The sequence below is a fragment of the Aromatoleum toluvorans genome, from assembly GCF_012910905.1.
Lineage (GTDB): Bacteria > Pseudomonadota > Gammaproteobacteria > Burkholderiales > Rhodocyclaceae > Aromatoleum > Aromatoleum toluvorans.
In genome coordinates, this window is sequence record NZ_WTVN01000002.1 from 155,632 (window position 1) to 171,858 (window position 16,227).

12 protein-coding genes are annotated in these 16,227 nt (G+C 69.7%); 6 read left to right on the forward strand and 6 right to left on the reverse strand.

What is annotated here, in order from left to right; genetic code table 11:
• Positions 1-56: 56 nt before the first annotated feature.
• The 4 genes from GPA22_RS02430 to def form a co-directional block, all read right to left on the reverse strand.
• Positions 57-2,159 carry a sensor histidine kinase gene (locus GPA22_RS02430; protein WP_425483938.1) on the reverse strand — a complete coding sequence of 701 codons (2,103 nt, stop codon included), beginning with the start codon at positions 2,157-2,159 and terminating at the stop codon, positions 57-59.
• Between the two features lie 9 nt (positions 2,160-2,168).
• A complete protein-coding gene (gene htpX / locus GPA22_RS02435; RefSeq protein ID WP_169254508.1) occupies positions 2,169-3,017 on the reverse strand; it encodes a zinc metalloprotease HtpX in 849 nt (282 codons plus the stop codon).
• A gap of 98 nt (positions 3,018-3,115) precedes the next feature.
• Complete coding sequence (gene fmt, locus GPA22_RS02440; RefSeq protein WP_169254509.1) at positions 3,116-4,078, reverse strand: methionyl-tRNA formyltransferase; 963 nt, start codon at positions 4,076-4,078, stop codon at positions 3,116-3,118.
• Complete coding sequence (def, locus tag GPA22_RS02445; RefSeq protein WP_169254510.1) at positions 4,075-4,578, reverse strand: peptide deformylase; 504 nt, start codon at positions 4,576-4,578, stop codon at positions 4,075-4,077. The genes fmt and def overlap by 4 nt, the downstream gene beginning before the upstream one ends.
• Positions 4,579-4,739: 161 nt before the next feature.
• On the opposite strand from def, the gene GPA22_RS02450 reads away from it, so the two are divergent.
• The 4 genes from GPA22_RS02450 to GPA22_RS02465 all read left to right on the forward strand — a co-directional run bounded on the left by GPA22_RS02450 (position 4,740) and on the right by GPA22_RS02465 (position 10,131).
• On the forward strand, positions 4,740-5,765 hold the full coding sequence (locus GPA22_RS02450; protein WP_169254511.1) for a LysM peptidoglycan-binding domain-containing protein: 1,026 nt from the start codon (positions 4,740-4,742) through the stop codon (positions 5,763-5,765).
• A gap of 11 nt (positions 5,766-5,776) precedes the next feature.
• Positions 5,777-6,946, forward strand: a complete 1,170-nt coding sequence (gene dprA, locus GPA22_RS02455; RefSeq protein WP_169254512.1) for a DNA-processing protein DprA — start codon at positions 5,777-5,779, stop codon at positions 6,944-6,946.
• A 17-nt stretch (positions 6,947-6,963) separates the two neighbouring features.
• A complete protein-coding gene (locus GPA22_RS02460; protein ID WP_169254513.1) occupies positions 6,964-7,431 on the forward strand; it encodes a Smg family protein in 468 nt (155 codons plus the stop codon).
• A 105-nt stretch (positions 7,432-7,536) separates the two neighbouring features.
• The gene (locus GPA22_RS02465) at positions 7,537-10,131 is read left to right on the forward strand and encodes a DNA topoisomerase III (protein WP_169254514.1); all 2,595 of its coding nucleotides are present in this window, start codon (positions 7,537-7,539) and stop codon (positions 10,129-10,131) included.
• A gap of 37 nt (positions 10,132-10,168) precedes the next feature.
• Here GPA22_RS02465 and GPA22_RS02470 read toward each other — a convergent pair whose 3' ends face one another.
• Both GPA22_RS02470 and GPA22_RS02475 read right to left on the reverse strand, forming a co-directional pair.
• Positions 10,169-11,317 (reverse strand): FAD-dependent oxidoreductase, encoded by a 1,149-nt coding sequence (locus GPA22_RS02470; protein ID WP_169254515.1) that lies wholly within the window; start codon positions 11,315-11,317, stop codon positions 10,169-10,171.
• Between the two features lie 94 nt (positions 11,318-11,411).
• Positions 11,412-12,356: a hydrogen peroxide-inducible genes activator gene (locus GPA22_RS02475; protein WP_169254516.1), complete on the reverse strand. Its 945-nt coding sequence runs from the start codon at positions 12,354-12,356 to the stop codon at positions 11,412-11,414.
• Positions 12,357-12,586: 230 nt separating this feature from the next.
• On the opposite strand from GPA22_RS02475, the gene GPA22_RS02480 reads away from it, so the two are divergent.
• Positions 12,587-14,566, forward strand: coding sequence for a TonB-dependent receptor plug domain-containing protein (locus GPA22_RS02480; RefSeq protein WP_246264003.1), 1,980 nt, complete (start codon positions 12,587-12,589; stop codon positions 14,564-14,566).
• Positions 14,567-14,707: 141 nt separating this feature from the next.
• Positions 14,708-16,198, forward strand: a complete 1,491-nt coding sequence (locus GPA22_RS02485) for a DegQ family serine endoprotease (protein ID WP_169254518.1) — start codon at positions 14,708-14,710, stop codon at positions 16,196-16,198.
• Positions 16,199-16,227: the final 29 nt, after the last annotated feature.

Here is a 16,227-nt window from a genome sequence, read left to right on the forward strand (position 1 = left end):
GCGCAGTTACATTTTGATGATAACCGAGTCCGCAGGGGCACCGCCCCTAGTATGACTCACCAGCGCCGCAAAAATCCCGGGGCGCTCGGGGATTCGTCGTAACGCGCGTCGCGCCTCAGCCACAGCGCGAACTCGGTGCCTTCGCCGGGCCGGCTGTCCACCGCGATGCGGCCGCCGTAGCGTTCGACGATCGTGTAGCTGATCGACAGGCCCAGGCCGGTGCCGCTACCCTTCTTGGTCGTGAAGAAGGGGTCGAAGATGTGCGACAGGTCCTCCGGCGCGATGCCGTGGCCACTGTCGCGCACCCGGATCACCGCGCCGACCGGCTCGCCTTCCTCGTGCCAGTCCGCCGTCGCCAGGCCCAGGCGCCCGCCGTCCGGCATGGCCTGCACGGCGTTCACGATCAGGTTGATCAGCACCTGCTGCAGCTCGCCGCGGTTGATCTCGATGCGCGCCGTCGCCCGGTAATCGGTCGCGACCTCGATCGCGCGGCGGTCGAAGTTGTGTTGTGTCAGGAACAGGCAGTCGGCGACGACCTCGTTCACCTCCACCGCCTCCGCATAGCCGGCGAACTCGCCGGGGCGCGCGAACTGCAGCAGCTTGGTGACGATCTGGCGGATGCGGTCGGCCTGCTGATGGATCAGGCGGATCTCCTCGCGCACCGGCTCGGCGGCCGGTCCCAGCAGGTCGCGCAGCACGTCGAGGTTGCCCTGGATCACCGCGACCGGATTGTTGATCTCGTGCGCGACGCCCGCAGTCAGCTCGCCGATCGCCGCGAGCTTCTCGCTCATCACCAGCTGCTGCTGCGCGCGCCGCAAGGTCTCGTTCGCCTCGCGCAGCTCCACGGTGCGCTCGGCGACCTTGCGATCGAGCTCCTCCGCCCAGCGCTCCAGTTCCTCGCGCTTGGCCGACAGCGTGTCGAGCAGGTGGTCGAACTCGCCCGCGAGCCGCCCCAGCTCGTCGCGGCTCTCCACCGCGCCGACGCGCGCATCGGCCTCGCCCTGCGCGGCGCGCTGGATCACCGCGTTCATGCGCTCGATCGGCCGGAACACGCTGCGCGCCCAGCGCAGGCTGAGCACCGCGCCGGCCGCGCTGATCACGATGAACAGCACGAACAGCGCCCCCATCGCCATGCGGCCGGCGTTGCGGAAAGGCGCTTCGAGGAAGCCCACGTACAGCATGCCGATGCGCTCGCCACGGCCGTTCGCGATCGGCTCGTAACCCGACACGTAGTCGTCATTGACGACGAAGGCCGTGCCGAGCCAGGTCTCGCCGTGCCCGAGCACGCGCTCGCGCACCGCCTGCGACACGCGTGTCCCGAGCGCCCGCGTGTCGCCGAACAGGCGCACGTTGGTCGCGATGCGGGTGTCGTCGAGAAACAACGTGGCCGTCCCGCGGCTGCCGAGCGGCAGCGAGCCGTCGCGATAGACGATGGCGTTGATGCGGTCGACCATCTCGAGATTGCCATTGAGCAGCACGCCGCCTTCGAGCACGCCCACGAGGTTGCGCCTGTCGTCATACACCGGTGCGGCGGCGTGGATCACCAGTCCCCGGTCCTCTGCCGTGCGCGCATCGGGTGCGGCAGCGCGCGTTTCCACCAGCGGCAGCCAGGCGCGCTCGCGCAGGGCCGGAGACAGATATTGGAGCGCCTCGACGGGGAATCGTTCGACCGTCGTCAGCGCCGCACCGCGCAGCGCGGACGCGACGACCGGCCAGTCGAGACGCGGCACCGGCGCGCCCGCCAGCGCCTGCGACGCCGCCACCGGGCGGCCTTCGCGATCGAGCAGCAACAGGAAATCCAGCCGCCCGCCGGGCGCCAGCTCCGCGAGCAGCGCCGACATCGCGGACGACGGCGCGCCGAGCTGCCGGACCAGGCGGTACGACTCGGCGAGCGTCTGCACTTCGCTGCCGACGCCGATACGCACGCGGTCGAAATACTCGTGCGCGGTGACGAGATCGGAGCCGATCTTGAAGTTCAGCAGACGTTCGTAGCCCTCGCTGCCCCAGGTCCACACCAAGCCCAGCAGCACCGGCACGCCGACGAGCAGCGGGGCGAGGACGAGCGCCAGCAGCTTGGCCCGCACCGAGCGCCGCAGCGCCTCGGTCCAGTGCAGGCGCCGCGACGCTCCGGGATGCGCGGCACGGCCCGACGCCGGCAAAGGGCGCGCCTAGCGGGCGACCAGCATCTCGCGCAGGCGGGCGACACGCTCCTGCGTCGACGGGTGGGTCGAGAACAGCCCGCGCAGGCCTTCGCCCGACAGCGGGTTCATGATCATCATCTGCGCCGTCTCCGGATGCGCCTCGGCAGTGTGCATCGGGATGCCGCGCGCGTAGGCGTCGATCTTCGTGAGCGCGCTCGCGAGCGCCTCGGGGTCGCCCGAGATCTCCGCGCCGCCGCGGTCCGCGCCGAATTCGCGCGTGCGCGAGATCGCCATCTGGATGACCATCGCCGCCAGCGGCGCAAGGATCATCACGAGAATCGACAGCACCGGGTTCGGCCGCTCGTCGTCGCGGCTGCCGCCGAAGAACATGCCGAACTGCGCCAGCATCGAGATCGCGCCCGCCACCGTCGCCGAGATCGTCGAGATCAGGATGTCGCGGTGCTGCACGTGCGCCAGCTCGTGCGCCATCACGCCGCGCAGCTCGCGCTCGGACAGCATGCGGATGATGCCGGTGGTCGCCGCGACCGCCGCGTGCTCCGGGTTGCGGCCGGTCGCGAACGCGTTCGGCTGCTCCTCGTCGATGATGTACACCCTGGGCATCGGCAGCCCGGCGCGCTGCGCGAGTCCCTGCACCATGTTGTACAGATAGGGCGAGCTGGTCGCATCGACTTCGCGCGCGTTGTACATGCGCAGCACCATCTTGTCGGAGAACCAGTAGGCCCACACGTTCATCGCGCCGCCGAACACCAGCGCCAGCAGCATGCCCTGCTTGCCGCCGAGCATGCCCCCTACGGCACCGAACAGGGCGACGATGCCTGCCATCAGGATCGAGGTCTTGAGCCAGTTGCCGAACATGTGCGTTATTCCTTCCTCAGTGAATGGGCTTGTAGCACCCCAGATGGGGCCGAACGCGCCTGAATCAACCGGCAGGCCGCGCCGGGGGTCGAAATGGCTCAGGCCGCGACGGCGTCGAAGCGTTCGCCTGCACTGACCGGGAAGCCGCGCAGAAATTCCCCGACCGGCATGCGCCGGCTGCCGGGTTTCTGCAGTTCGACGAGGCGCAGCGCGCCTTCGCCGCACGCGACGACGACCCCGGCGTCGTCCGCCGACAGCACCGTGCCCGGTGCGCCCGTTCCCGCGGCAGGCTCCGCGCGCCACACCTTCACCGGCACGTCGCGCAGCGTCCCGACCGCGCCCGGGAAAGGATTGAAGGCGCGCACCGCGCGCGCGATCTCCAGCGCCGGCCGGCGCCAGTCGATCGCGGCCTCGGCCTTGCCGATCTTCGCCGCGTAGGTCACGCCGGCCTCCGGCTGCACCTCGGCCTGCAAGCCGCCCTGCGGCAGCGCGCGCAGCGCCGCGACGACCATCTCCGCACCCAGCGCGGCGAGGCGGTCGTGCAGCGTCGCGGTCGTGTCCTCGGGCGCGATCGCCAGCGCACGCTTCATCAGCATCGCACCAGTGTCGAGGCCCTCGTCCATCTGCATGATCGTGATGCCGGTCTCCGCATCGCCCGCCTCGATCGCGCGATGGATCGGCGCGGCGCCGCGCCAGCGCGGCAGCAGCGACGCGTGGATGTTGATGCAGCCCAGGCGCGGCAGCTCGAGCACCGCGCGCGGCAGCAGCAGGCCGTAGGCCGCGACGACGAGGATGTCCGGCGCACACGCGGCGAGCGCGGCGCGCTGCGCGTCGGTGCGCAGCTTCTCCGGCTGGTCGACGGCGATGCCGTGCGCCAGCGCCACCTGCTTCACCGCACTCGCGCTGAGCTTCATGCCGCGCCCGGCGGGACGGTCCGGCTGGGTCAGCACCAGCGGCACCTCGAAGCCCGCGGCGAGGATCGCCTCCAGCGCCGCGGCGGCGAACTCCGGCGTGCCCGCGAAGGCGACGCGCAGCGGGCTACTCCCGGGCGCGGCGCTCACGCGGTGATCCGCGCTTTCTTCGCGAGGCGCGTCTTGATGCGGTTGAGCTTGAGCGGCGACAGGTATTCGACGAAGACCTTGCCTTCGAGGTGATCGAGCTCATGCTGTATGCATACCGCCAGCAGGCCGTCGGTCTCCAGCTCGAAGGGCTTGCCGTCGGCGTCGAGCGCCTTCACGCGCACGCGCTCGGCGCGGCACACCTTCTCGTAGATGCCGGGCACCGACAGGCAGCCTTCCTCGCCGATATGCTCGCCGGACTTCTCGAGGATTTCGGCGTTGATGAAGACGCGCAGGTCGGAGCGGTCCTCGCTGACGTCGATCACCACCACGCGCTGGTGCACATCGACCTGGGTCGCCGCCAGCCCGATGCCGGGCGCCTCGTACATCGTCTCGGCCATGTCCTTGACGAGCTGGCGGATCGACTCGTCCACCTGCGCGACCGGAGCGGCGCGTTTATGCAAACGGGGGTCGGGATAACGGAGGATCGGTAGTAGCGCCATAAATGCTTGCCGGGTTAAGTCATTACGTGCAGAATTTCAAGTGCTTTGGCATGCTGTCGGGGTCGCCCCGGCATTCGAATCGAGTCTGCGGATTGGATCCTCGACCGGCGGAAGGCGTTCCGGTAGCGAGAAGTCCGGTTCGTCCCAATCGGAAGCGAGCGATGACCCGCATTATATTCCCTCTCCTCTTCAGCGTTGCGACCCTTCTCGGCACGCCCGCCCTCGCAGCCCCGGCCGCCATCGCCGACGATGCGCCCGACAGCCACACCGTCGTGCGCGGCGACACGCTGTGGGGCATTTCCGGGAAGTTCCTCAAGGAACCCTGGCGCTGGCCCGAAGTCTGGCGCCTCAACCGCGACCAGATCCGCAACCCGCACCTGATCTATCCCGGCCAGATCATCGTGCTCGACCGCAGCGGCCCCTATCTCTCGATCGGCCGCCGCGTCGGCGACCAGAAGCTGCAGCCGCAGGTCTATAACGAAGACCTCAAGGACGCCGTCACCAGCATCCCGATGCAGGACATCGAGCCCTTCCTGACGAAGCCGCTGGTCCTCGACGAAGCGCGCCTGGCCGACGCCGGCACCGTGGTCGCGACCGAGACCAGCCGCGTCTTCATGGGCCCCGGCGACACGATCTTCGCCAAGAACATCCGGGACGACCAGAAGGTGTGGCAGGTCCTGCGCCCGGCCAAGCCGCTGGTCGATCCGGTGACCCGGGAAGTGCTCGGCTACGAGGCCGCCTATCTCGGCGCCGCGCGCGTCACCGAGAACGGCACCCCCGCCACGCTCGAGATCCTCAGCGCCGTCGAGGAGATCGGCACCGGCGACCGCCTCCTCGCCAGCGACCGGCCCGAAGTCTTCTCGTTCGTTCCGCATCCGCCGGCAGCCGACGTCGCCGGGCGCCTGATCGGCATCTACCGTGGCGTCTCGGAAACCGGCCGCAACCATGTCGTCACGCTCAACGTCGGCGCACGCGAAGGCGTCGATCGCGGCACCGTGCTGGCGCTGCACCGCAACCGCGGTTCGGTCGTCTACAAGGATGACGACGGCAACAAGGAAGCCTACGCGCTGCCGGAAAAGCGCTACGGCCTCGCCTTCGTGTTCCGCGTCTTCGACCGCGTGTCCTACGCGCTGGTGATGGAAACCGACGGCCAGGTGACGGTCGGCGACAGCGTGCACAAGCCCTGACGGGCACGCGCGTGGAGGACGATCTCGCCGCCTGGCTGCGGCTGACCCTCCTCCCCGGCATCGGCCCCGAGCGGCAGCGCAGCCTGCTCGCGGCCTTCGGCCTGCCCGCGCGGATCTTCGCCGCCGGGCGCAGCGCGATCACGGCGGTCGTCGGCGCCGAAACCGCCGACCTGCTGCTCGCCGCCCCCGAGCAGGCGCGCATCGACGCGGCCCTCGCATGGGCGGGCGAGCCCGGCAACCACATCCTCACGCTCGCTGACGCCGCCTACCCGCGCGGCCTGCTCGAAATCCCCGATCCGCCGGTCCTGCTGTACGTGAAAGGCGATCCGGCGCTGCTGGCGTCGCCCGCGCTCGCGATCGTCGGCGCGCGCTCCGCGACGCCGGGCGGTGTCGCCAATGCCCGGGCCTTTGCCGAAAGCCTTGCCGCGGCCGGGCTCACGATCGTCAGCGGGCTCGCGCTGGGCATCGACGCGGCCGCGCACCAGGGCGCCCTCGCGCAGGAAAACGGCCGGACGGTGGCGGTCATCGGCACCGGCGCCGACCGCGTCTATCCCGCGCGCCATCAGTCGCTCGCCCGCGAGATCGTGCGGCAGGGCGCCATCGTCAGCGAGCTGCCGCTCGGCACGCCCGCGCTGCCGCACAACTTCCCGCGCCGCAACCGCCTCATCGCCGGCCTTTCGCGTGGCGTGCTGGTCGTCGAGGCGGCCGTCGGCAGCGGCTCGCTGATCACGGCACGGCTCGCGACCGACTGCGGCCGCGAAGTGTTCGCGATCCCCGGCTCCATCCATTCGCCGCTCGCGCGCGGCTGCCACCGCCTGATCCGCGACGGCGCCAAGCTGGTCGAGACCGCGGCCGACGTGCTCGACGAACTCGCGTGGGGCCGGCCGGCCGCAGCCCCCGCCGCCGTGCCGCCCCGCGCCCGCGGCACGGCGCGGGGACGCAGCCACGCGGCGGGCGCCGCGTCGCAGGCGCTGTTCACCGCACCCGAACCCGAACCCGAAACGGACCTGCCGCCGCAGCACGCCACCGTGCTCGCCGCACTGGGTCACGACCCGCTGGACATCGACAGCCTGGCGGCACGCAGCGGCTTGACGCTCGATGCGCTCTACGCCATTCTGCTGACACTGGAACTCGACGGGCGAGTCAGCCGACTCCCCGGCGGACGCTTCCAGCGCCATTGACCTGCCGGTGTGCCGCCATGTTCGACATCCTTGTATACCTCTTCGAGAACTACGTTCACGCCGCCGCCTGCCCCGAAATCGACCAGCTCGCCCGCAAGCTCTCGGCGGCCGGTTTCGAGGAGGATGAGATCACCGAAGCCCTCGACTGGCTCTCGGGCCTGCGCAGCATCTCCGACGCCTCGCCGCTCGCGACGACGCCCGCAGCGGGTGCCTTCCGCGTGTATGCGGCCGAGGAGGAAGCGCGGCTGAACACCGAATGCCGCGGCTTTCTCGCCTTCCTCGAAGGCGCCGGCGCCCTCGATGCCGCGACGCGCGAGATCATCATCGAACGCACCCTCGCGCTGAGCGGATTGAGCGTCAGCCTCACGCGGCTCAAGGTGATCGTGCTGATGGTGCTGTGGCAGCGCGAACTGCCGCTCGACAGCCTGATCATCGACGAACTGCTCGGCGAAGAGGGCGAAGACGCCGGGCAATTGCCGAACTAGGCGCACCCGCTGCGCTTGCGCCCTTGACGGCGGGCTGCTTATCATGCGCCGCTCGATCACCCCATACATGAAAGCCTCCAGGGCTTTCCAAGGCGGCCCAGCGGCATGAGCAAGCAACTGATCATCGCGGAGAAACCTTCGGTCGCGCAGGACATCGCCCGCGCGCTGGGCGGCTTCACGAAGGAAAAGGACTACTTCGAGTCCGACGACTATGTGCTGTCGTCGGCGGTCGGCCACCTGCTCGAGCTGGTGGTGCCCGACGAGTACGAAGTCAAGCGCGGCAAATGGACCTTCGCCCACCTGCCGGTGATCCCGCCGCAGTTCGCGCTGAAGCCCATCGAGAAGACCGACGACCGCCTGAAACTCTTGACGCGGCTGATCAAGCGCAAGGACGTCACCGGCCTCATCAACGCCTGCGACGCGGGGCGCGAGGGCGAGCTGATCTTCAACTTCATCGCGCAGCACGCGAAGACCGACAAGCCGGTGCGCCGCCTGTGGCTGCAGTCGATGACGGCGGCGGCGATCCGCGAGGGCTTCGCCCATCTGCGCGCCGCGCAGGACGTCGAGGGCCTGCGCCAGGCCGCCGTGTGCCGCGCCGAGAGCGACTGGCTGATCGGCATCAACGGCACGCGCGCGATGACCGCGTTCAACTCCAAGACCGGCGGCTTCCACCTGACCACCGTCGGGCGCGTGCAGACGCCGACGCTGGCGATCGTGGTCGAGCGCGAGCAGAAGATCCGCCAGTTCAAGCCGCGCGACTACTGGGAGCTGGAAGCCTCCTTCGGCTGCCAGGCCGGCAGCTACGCCGGGCGCTGGTTCGACGAGAAGTTCAAGAAACCCGAAGGCGACGAGCACGCGACCGCCTTCCGCCTGTGGGACAAGGCCCGGGCCGAAGCGATCAAGGCCAAGTGCGACGGCAAGCCGGGCCAGGTCAGCGAGGAATCCAAGCCGTCGACGCAGCTCTCGCCGCTGCTCTTCGACCTCACCAGCCTGCAGCGCGAAGCCAACGGCCGCTTCGGCTTCTCCGCGCGGGTGACGCTGCAGATCGCGCAGGCGCTGTACGAGAAGCACAAGGTGCTGACCTACCCGCGTACCGACGCACGCGCACTGCCCGAGGACTACGTCGGCGCCGTGAAGGACGTGATGCGGGCGCTGCCGGACGCCTACGCGCCGTTCGCGGACGAGATCGCGAAGCAGGGCTGGGTGAAGCCCAACAAGCGCATCTTCAACAACGCGAAGATCTCCGACCACTTCGCGATCATCCCGACCGGCACGCTGCCGAAGAGCCTGTCGGAAGCCGAGCACAAGATCTACGACCTGGTGACGAAGCGCTTCCTGTCGGTGTTCTACCCGGCGGCCGAATACCGCGTGACGACCCGCATCACGCGTGTGGAAGGTGAAGCCTTCAAGACCGAGGGCAAGGTGCTCGTGAATGCGGGCTGGCTCGCGGTGTACGGCAAGGAAGGCGTCAAGGACGACGACGAGGACAAGAGCGGCGGCGCGCAGCTGTGCGCGGTGCAGCCGAACGAGACGGTGTCGACCGACGACATCCTCGTGAAGAGCCTCGTCACCAAGCCGCCTGCGCGCTACAACGAAGCGACGCTGCTCTCCGCAATGGAAGGCGCGGGCAAGATGGTGGACGACGAGGAACTGCGCGCCGCGATGGGCGAGCGCGGCCTCGGCACGCCGGCGACGCGCGCGCAGATCATCGAGGGCCTGATCGCCGAGCAGTACATCCACCGCGAAGGGCGCGAGCTGATCCCGAGTGCGAAGGCGTTCTCGCTGATCACGCTGCTGAAGGGCCTCGACGTCTCCGCGCTGACCTCGCCGGAACTCACCGGTGAGTGGGAGCACAAGCTCGCACAGATGGAGCGCGGCCAGCTGTCGCGCCCCGAATTCATGCGCGAGATCGCCGAGATGGCGCGCGAAGTCGTCGAGCGCGCCAAGCGCTACGAGTCCGACACCGTGCCGGGCGACTTCGCGACGCTGAAGGCGCCGTGCCCGAAGTGCGGCGGCGTGGTGAAGGAGAACTACAAGAAGTTCGCCTGCCAGGCCTGCGACTGGAGCGCGTGGAAGATCGTCGCCGGGCGCCAGTTCGAGATCGACGAGATCGAGACGCTGCTGTCGACCGGGCGCATCGGCCCGCTGATGGGCTTCCGCAGCAAGATGGGGCGGCTCTTCAACGCCGAGATCCGCCTCAACGACGACAAGCAGCCCGAGTTCGACTTCGGCCAGCCGAAGGACGACGGCGAGGGCGCGGAGGCGGTCGACTTCTCCGGCCAGGAGGCGCTCGGCGCGTGCCCGAAATGCGCGTCGCGCGTGTTCGAGCACGGCATGGCCTACGTGTGCGAGAAGTCGGTGGGGCCGGAGAAATCCTGCGATTTCCGCTCCGGCAAGGTGATCCTGCAGCAGCCGGTCGAGCGCGAGCAGATGACGAAGCTGCTCGCGGATGGGCGCACGGACCTGCTCAAGGGTTTCGTGTCGACGCGCACCAAGCGCAAGTTCTCCGCCTTCCTCGTGCGCGGCGCGGACGGCAAGGTCGGCTTCGAGTTCGAACCCAAGGCGCCGAAGGCCGGGGCCAAGGGCAAGGCGGGCGACGGCGCAGCCAAGGAAGGCGCGGCAGCGGCCGAGGCGACGGACAAGGCCGCCGCGAAGCCGGCCGCCCGCAAGGCCGGCCCACGGACACGCAAGGAAGCCTGAGCGCGGCGCCGCCCGGGCGGCGTTGCGAATCGCGCGTTCAGCGCACGACGCGGCCCAGCAGGCGGCTCGCTTCGCCGGCGGGCTCGCCGACCAGCGCAAAACCGCGCAGGGCGCCGGAACGGTCGTGGAACAGCGCGCGCACGCCGCGCGCGGTCGCCGATTCGTGCCATTCGCCGGCGACCGGCGGCGGCTCGCAGAGCGCAACCGGACAGCATGCGAGGTTGAGGTGCTGCACGCGCGGCGTCCAGCGCATGCGCGTGGCGCGCCCGCCGAGCACGTCGGCGAGGACGTGGGCGCCGTTTTCGATGTCTTCCCCGAGCGCGAACAGCCGCCCGCCCAGCTCGGCACACGCACCCAGCGCGAAAATCCCCTCGACCGAGGTGCGCAGCCCGTGGTCGACCACGATGCCGGTCGCGACATCGAGTCCGGCCGCTCGCGCCAGCTGCACGCGCGGACGGGTGCCCAGCGCGGCGACGACGACATCGACCGGCAAGGCATGGCCGCCCAGGGTCGTGAGCTCGAGGTCGTGCAGGCCGTGGTCGATGCGCTGCACCCCGTCCTCCAGGCGCACCCGCACACCGGCCGCGGCGAGCGCCTCGGCGACGCGCTGCCCGCACAGCGCGGGGCAGGCGCGGCCGAGCAGGCGGTTGCCCGGCTCCAGCAGGACGACCTCGCAACCGCCGCGCTTGAAGCTTTCGGCCAGTTCACAGCCGGAGATGCCGCCGCCGATCACCGCGACGCGGCGGCGTCCGGACAGCTGGGTGCGCAGGTAGGCGTACTCGGCGAGGCTGCCGACGGTGAGTATGGCGGCGGCGCCGCTGCCGCGCACATTGGCCGGACGGATCGCCTCGGCGCCGGTGGCGATGACGAGCTGCGACCAGGGCTGCTCGGCCTGGGCGGGGTTGTCGGTGCGCAGGATGCGACGCTGCGGATCGAGCACGAGCGCGCGGCGGCGCGGCGTGATCGTCGCCTCGAACCGGTAGGCCATCTGTTCGGCCGTGGCGATCACCAGTTCGCCCGCATCGCGTCCGTGCGCGAGCCCGTCCGGCAGCTGGCTCTTGGAGTAGGCCGCGGCGGCGTCCGCGTCGATCATGCAGATCTCGCGGTGGCGGTCGAGCTGGCGCACCGCGCGCAGCAGCGCGTAGCCGGCGAGGCCGGTGCCGACGATCAGGAGCGGAGCAGCCACGGCGATTCCCCGGTAAAGCCTGCCTTCAAACTATAGCCCGCCGTGCGGCGGGGTGCGGCAATCGGTCACGCCGGCGGCGGCCGGCGCGCGCGGCTCAGGTCTCCACGGCCTCCAGCGGCGCGACACGGCCGATCGGGCGCACGCCGGGCAGGTCGCTTTCGAGGATGGCCGTGCGCAGGACGTCGATCGCGCCGCTGCGCGGATAGGTGACGCGCCACGCGAGCGCGACGCGACGCGAGGGTTCGGGCTCGGAGAAGGGCCGCACGGCGACGAGCGCGTTCTGCGCCGGCAGGTCGTCGGCGGCGGTGCTGGGCAGCACCGTGACGCCGAGGCCGGTCGCGACCATGTGGCGGATCGTTTCCAGCGAGCTGCCTTCCAGCGTGCGCTGCAGGCCGCTGACGCTGCGGCAGTGCGGGCAGACTTCGAGCACCTGGTCGCGGAAGCAGTTGCCGGCGCCGAGCAGCAGCAGCTGGTCGTCGGCGAGCTTGTCGGGATCGATGTGCTCGGCTTCGGTCCAGGGGTGGCTCACCGGCATCAGCACGCGGAAGGGTTCGTCATAGACGGGCTGGGCGACGACGCCGGCCTCCTCGAACGGCAGCGACAACACGATGACGTCCAGTTCGCCGCGCTTGAGCGCCTCGAGCAGCCGCGTCGTGTAGTTTTCGTGGATGATCAGCGGCATGCGCGGTGCGAGCTTGTGCACGCGCGGGATGAGCCGCGGCAGCAGGTAGGGCGCGATCGTGTAGATGACGCCCAGGCGCAGCGGCCCCGACAGAGGATCCTTGCCGGCGGCGGCGATCTCCTGGATCTGCGCCGCTTCCATCAGCACCTTCTCGGCCTGCGCGACGATGCGCTGGCCGGTGGAGGTGATCTTGACCTCGGTCGCGCTGCGCTCGAAGAGCTGCACGCCGAGCTCGTCCTCGACCTTCTTGACCGCGACCGACAGCGTCGGCTGGCTGACGTGGCACTTCTCCGCGGCGCGGCCGAAGTGGCGCTCGTGGGCGAGGGCGATGAGGTAGCGGAGATCGGTCAGGGTCATGGCGGCACGGTCGGCAATGGCATGCGCGGTAGATGTTACTCCGCGTGGGCACTGCGAGGGTACCTCGGGGACCCCGAAAGCGCCGCACGCCCTTATACTCTCATCGCTGCAATGCTCAGTACCCGCGCGGCATCAAACAAGAACCAACTATGACTTTCCGCCTATCACTTTGCGCCGTGGCCGCGGCTTCGATTGCTGCGTGCCCTTCCTTCTCGGCGGCCCAGTCCGGCATGGAGCCGGAGTTTGCTCCGGAGCCGCAGGCTTCGGAGGCGAGCTATTTCGATTCGCTGCCGGTCGTGCTCACCGTCTCGCGCATGCCGCGGCCGCAGAACGAAGTGCCCGCGGCGCTGACGGTGCTCGATCGCGAGACGATCCGCGCGACCGGCTACCGCAGCCTGGACCGCCTGCTGCGCCTGGTGCCGGGCATGATGGTGGCAAAGGAGCGCGGCAGCGAGCAGTGGGTGAGCTACCACGGGCCGAATCGTGATTCCCCGCAGGAACTGCAGATCCTCGTCGACGGGCGCTCGGTGAGCGCGGCCTATTTCGGCAGCTTCGGACGCAATTCCTTCCCGCTGGCGATCGAGGACATCGAGCGCATCGAGGTCGTGCGCGGTACCGATGCGGCTTCGTATGGCACGAACGCGTACATGGGCGTGGTGAACATCATCACGCGCCACACCGCCGAGGAGCGCGGCGCGACGGTCTCGGTCGCGGGCGGCACGGGCGAATATTCGGAAGTCAGCGGCCGCGTCGTCGCGCGCTCCGGACCGCTGGGCCTGCGCATCACGGCGCAGCACTTGCGCGACGAGGGTGTGCACGACCTGAACGACAGCCGTGACCGCCACCGCGTGAGCCTGCGCAGCGACCTGCAGATGGGCGAGCACGACGAACTGACCCTGCTCGCCGGGCTGACCGACATCGAGCGGGGTACGGGTTACCCGGACACGCCGTTCAACTCGCATCCCGAGCGCGACATGGACACGCGCGAGCACTTCGGTCACCTGCGCTGGCGCCATGCCGTCAGCCCGGACGAGGAGTTCCTGCTGTCGGGCTATTACGCCTACGAACGCACGCGCAACGAGTGGGCGATCGACAACGGCCGCTTGAGCTTTCCCGGCGGCCCGTTCTCGATCCCGGTGAACGACAGCTTCACGACGCGGCGGCAGAACCTCGAATTCCAGCACAACCTCACGCCGCGAGATGGCCTGCGGCTGAGCTGGGGGGCCGAGTGGCGGCGCGACCGGGTCCATGCGCCCTTCATCTTCTTCGGCCGTTCCGATCCGACAGAAGAAAGCCGTCGCCTGTTCGCAAACGTCGAATGGCGGGCGGCGCCACAGTGGCAGTGGAACTTCGGCGCCATGGCCGAGCGCTTCCAGAACGACCGCACCCGCCTCTCTCCGCGCGTGTTCCTCAACTGGCTGCCGAACGAGACAGAGACCTGGCGCGCCGGCTACGCGCGCGCGTGGCGCAATCCCGGGGTCTTCGGGCGCCACAGCGACGTGCGCATTATCCACCCTGTCCTCGGGCTGCTCCAGCACCGCTTCGTTCCCAATGAAGGGATTGATCCGTCGCGACTCGACGCGTTCGAACTTGGTTATGCACGCCGCTTTGCGGCACTGCAGGGCAGCCTCGACGTGCGCGTGTTCCACGAACGCATTCGCGACCAGATTCAGCGCGAACAGGCATCGAACTCACTACCTGCACTCGTCCCGAAAACGATCTTGCCGCCGTCACAATGGACAAATGCCCAGGGCACGGTTCGCCTCGAAGGCGTCGAGACGCAGTTCGACTTCAGGCCGTGGCAGGACGGCAAGCTGCTGCTGCGCCACACGCTGATGCGTGCACGCGCGGGCGACGACGGCACCGAGGAGAGCACTCCGCCGTATTCCGCCAGCGTCACCTGGCTGCAGCGCATGGGGGCGTGGCAGAGCGCGCTGACGCTGCTGCATGTCGGCCCGGTGCGCGCGGGCACCGGCTTCTCGCCGGATTTCCGCTACACGGTGCCGGACTACACGACGCTGGACGCGAGCATCGCGCGCGAGTTCCACCTCGAGGGCGGACAGAGCGTCGAAGTGCGGCTCACCGGCCTGAACCTGTTCGGACGCCATCAGGAGCTGGCGAACTTCCCGGTGCAGCAGGCGTCCGGTAGCGACGAGCCGGTCAATCGCCTCGACCCGCAGGTGATGTTGCAGGTGTCGGCGCGCTTCTGACACGGTGCGCCCGTCGTGCACGCGCCGGACTTGTCGCCGGCGCGCCCCACCCCAATCTGTCGTGCATGGCGCGGTCGGGAACGCCCGCGGCCTGTCTGCGTCTACGTGACGATTGACGATCATTCAGGGGAAAAACACAACATGCGCAAGACCATTCTCGTGACTGCCCTGGCGATGGGCGTCGGCGCCGCCTTCGGCGACGGCTTCGGGGTGCCCGCGGCACTCGCCGCGAATCCGGTGACGGCGGCGCAGGCGGCCCAATCGAACCGCTTCGGCCTGCCGGATTTCGGCGATCTCGTCGAACAGGTCGGTCCCGCCGTGGTGAACATCGCCGTCACCCAGAAGGAGAAGGCGCGCCCGAGCGGCGGCGAGGAGATCCCGGGCCTGTCGCCCGACGACCCCTTCTACGACTTCCTGCGCCGCTTCGGCGTGCCGCTGCCGGGCCAGCCCGGCCAGCCGGGACACGGCAACCGCGGCCCGCGCGCGCAGCGCGGCGTCGGCTCGGGCTTCATCATCAGCAGCGACGGCTACGTGCTGACGAACGCGCACGTCGTCGGCGAGGGCGAGACCGAGGTGACGGTGAAGCTGATCGACAAGCGCGACTTCAAGGCCAAGGTGGTCGGCACCGACAAGCGCACCGACATCGCGCTGCTGAAGATCGACGCCACCGGGCTGCCGACCGTGCGCATGGGCGACGCCGATCGCTCGCGCGTCGGCGAATGGGTGGTCGCCGTGGGCTCGCCGTTCGGCTTCGACAACACCGTCACCGCCGGCATCATCTCGGCCAAGGCACGCCGCCTGCCGGACGAGAACTACGTGCCCTTCATCCAGACCGACGTCGCGATCAACCCCGGCAACTCGGGCGGGCCGCTGTTCAACCTCTCGGGCGAGGTGATCGGCATCAACTCGCAGATCTACTCGCGCTCGGGCGGCTTCATGGGCATCTCGTTCGCGATCCCGATCGACGTGGCGCTGAAGGTCAAGGACCAGATCGTCAAGTACGGCCGCGTGCAGCGCGGCAAGCTGGGCGTGACGATCCAGGGCCTGGACAGGGAACTGGCGCAGTCCTTCGGCCTGTCCGAACCGCGCGGCGCGCTGATCTCGAACGTGGAGCCCGACAGCGCGGGCGACAAGGCCGGGCTCAAGGCGGGCGATGTGGTGCTCGGCGTCGATGGCACGAGCGTCGGCGATTCCGCCGACCTGCCGCGCATCATCGGCGACAAGCGGCCCGGCACGACCGTGAAGCTGGAGATCTGGCGCGACGGCAAGAGCCGCACCGTCAGCGCGACGCTCGGCGAGATGGGTTCCGAGACGCTGGCCGAGACGCCGGGCGGCGGGGGCGACAAGCCGCGCGGCGAGGATGCCGGCGGCAAGCTCGGCCTGGCGGGCCGGGCGCTGACGAACGAGGAGGCGGCGCAGCTCGGCGTGCGCGGCGGCCTGCTGGTCGAGCGCGTCAACGGCCCCGCGGCGCAGGCGGGGCTGCAGCAGGGCGACGTCGTGCTGGCCGTCAACAACCAGCCGGTGACGACGGTGCAGGCCTTCCGCCAGATGATGGAAAAGGCCGGCAACCGCTTCGCGCTGCTGATCCAGCGCGGCGGCGCGCGCATCTTCGTGCCGATCCGGATCGGCTGAACGCGTACCGCATCGAGGAGCGATGCGCG

What these genes read in the sequence shown, in the direction of transcription:
- htpX (WP_169254508.1), bottom strand. Translation starts at nt 3,017, where the DNA reads ATGTTCGGCAACTGGCTCAAGACCTCGATCCTGATGGCAGGCATCGTC.
- def (WP_169254510.1), bottom strand. Translation starts at nt 4,578, where the DNA reads ATGGCGCTACTACCGATCCTCCGTTATCCCGACCCCCGTTTGCATAAA.
- GPA22_RS02450 (WP_169254511.1), top strand. Translation starts at nt 4,740, where the DNA reads ATGACCCGCATTATATTCCCTCTCCTCTTCAGCGTTGCGACCCTTCTC.
- GPA22_RS02460 (WP_169254513.1), top strand. Translation starts at nt 6,964, where the DNA reads ATGTTCGACATCCTTGTATACCTCTTCGAGAACTACGTTCACGCCGCC.
- GPA22_RS02465 (WP_169254514.1), top strand. Translation starts at nt 7,537, where the DNA reads ATGAGCAAGCAACTGATCATCGCGGAGAAACCTTCGGTCGCGCAGGAC.
- GPA22_RS02475 (WP_169254516.1), bottom strand. Translation starts at nt 12,356, where the DNA reads ATGACCCTGACCGATCTCCGCTACCTCATCGCCCTCGCCCACGAGCGC.
- GPA22_RS02480 (WP_246264003.1), top strand. Translation starts at nt 12,587, where the DNA reads ATGGAGCCGGAGTTTGCTCCGGAGCCGCAGGCTTCGGAGGCGAGCTAT.
- GPA22_RS02485 (WP_169254518.1), top strand. Translation starts at nt 14,708, where the DNA reads ATGCGCAAGACCATTCTCGTGACTGCCCTGGCGATGGGCGTCGGCGCC.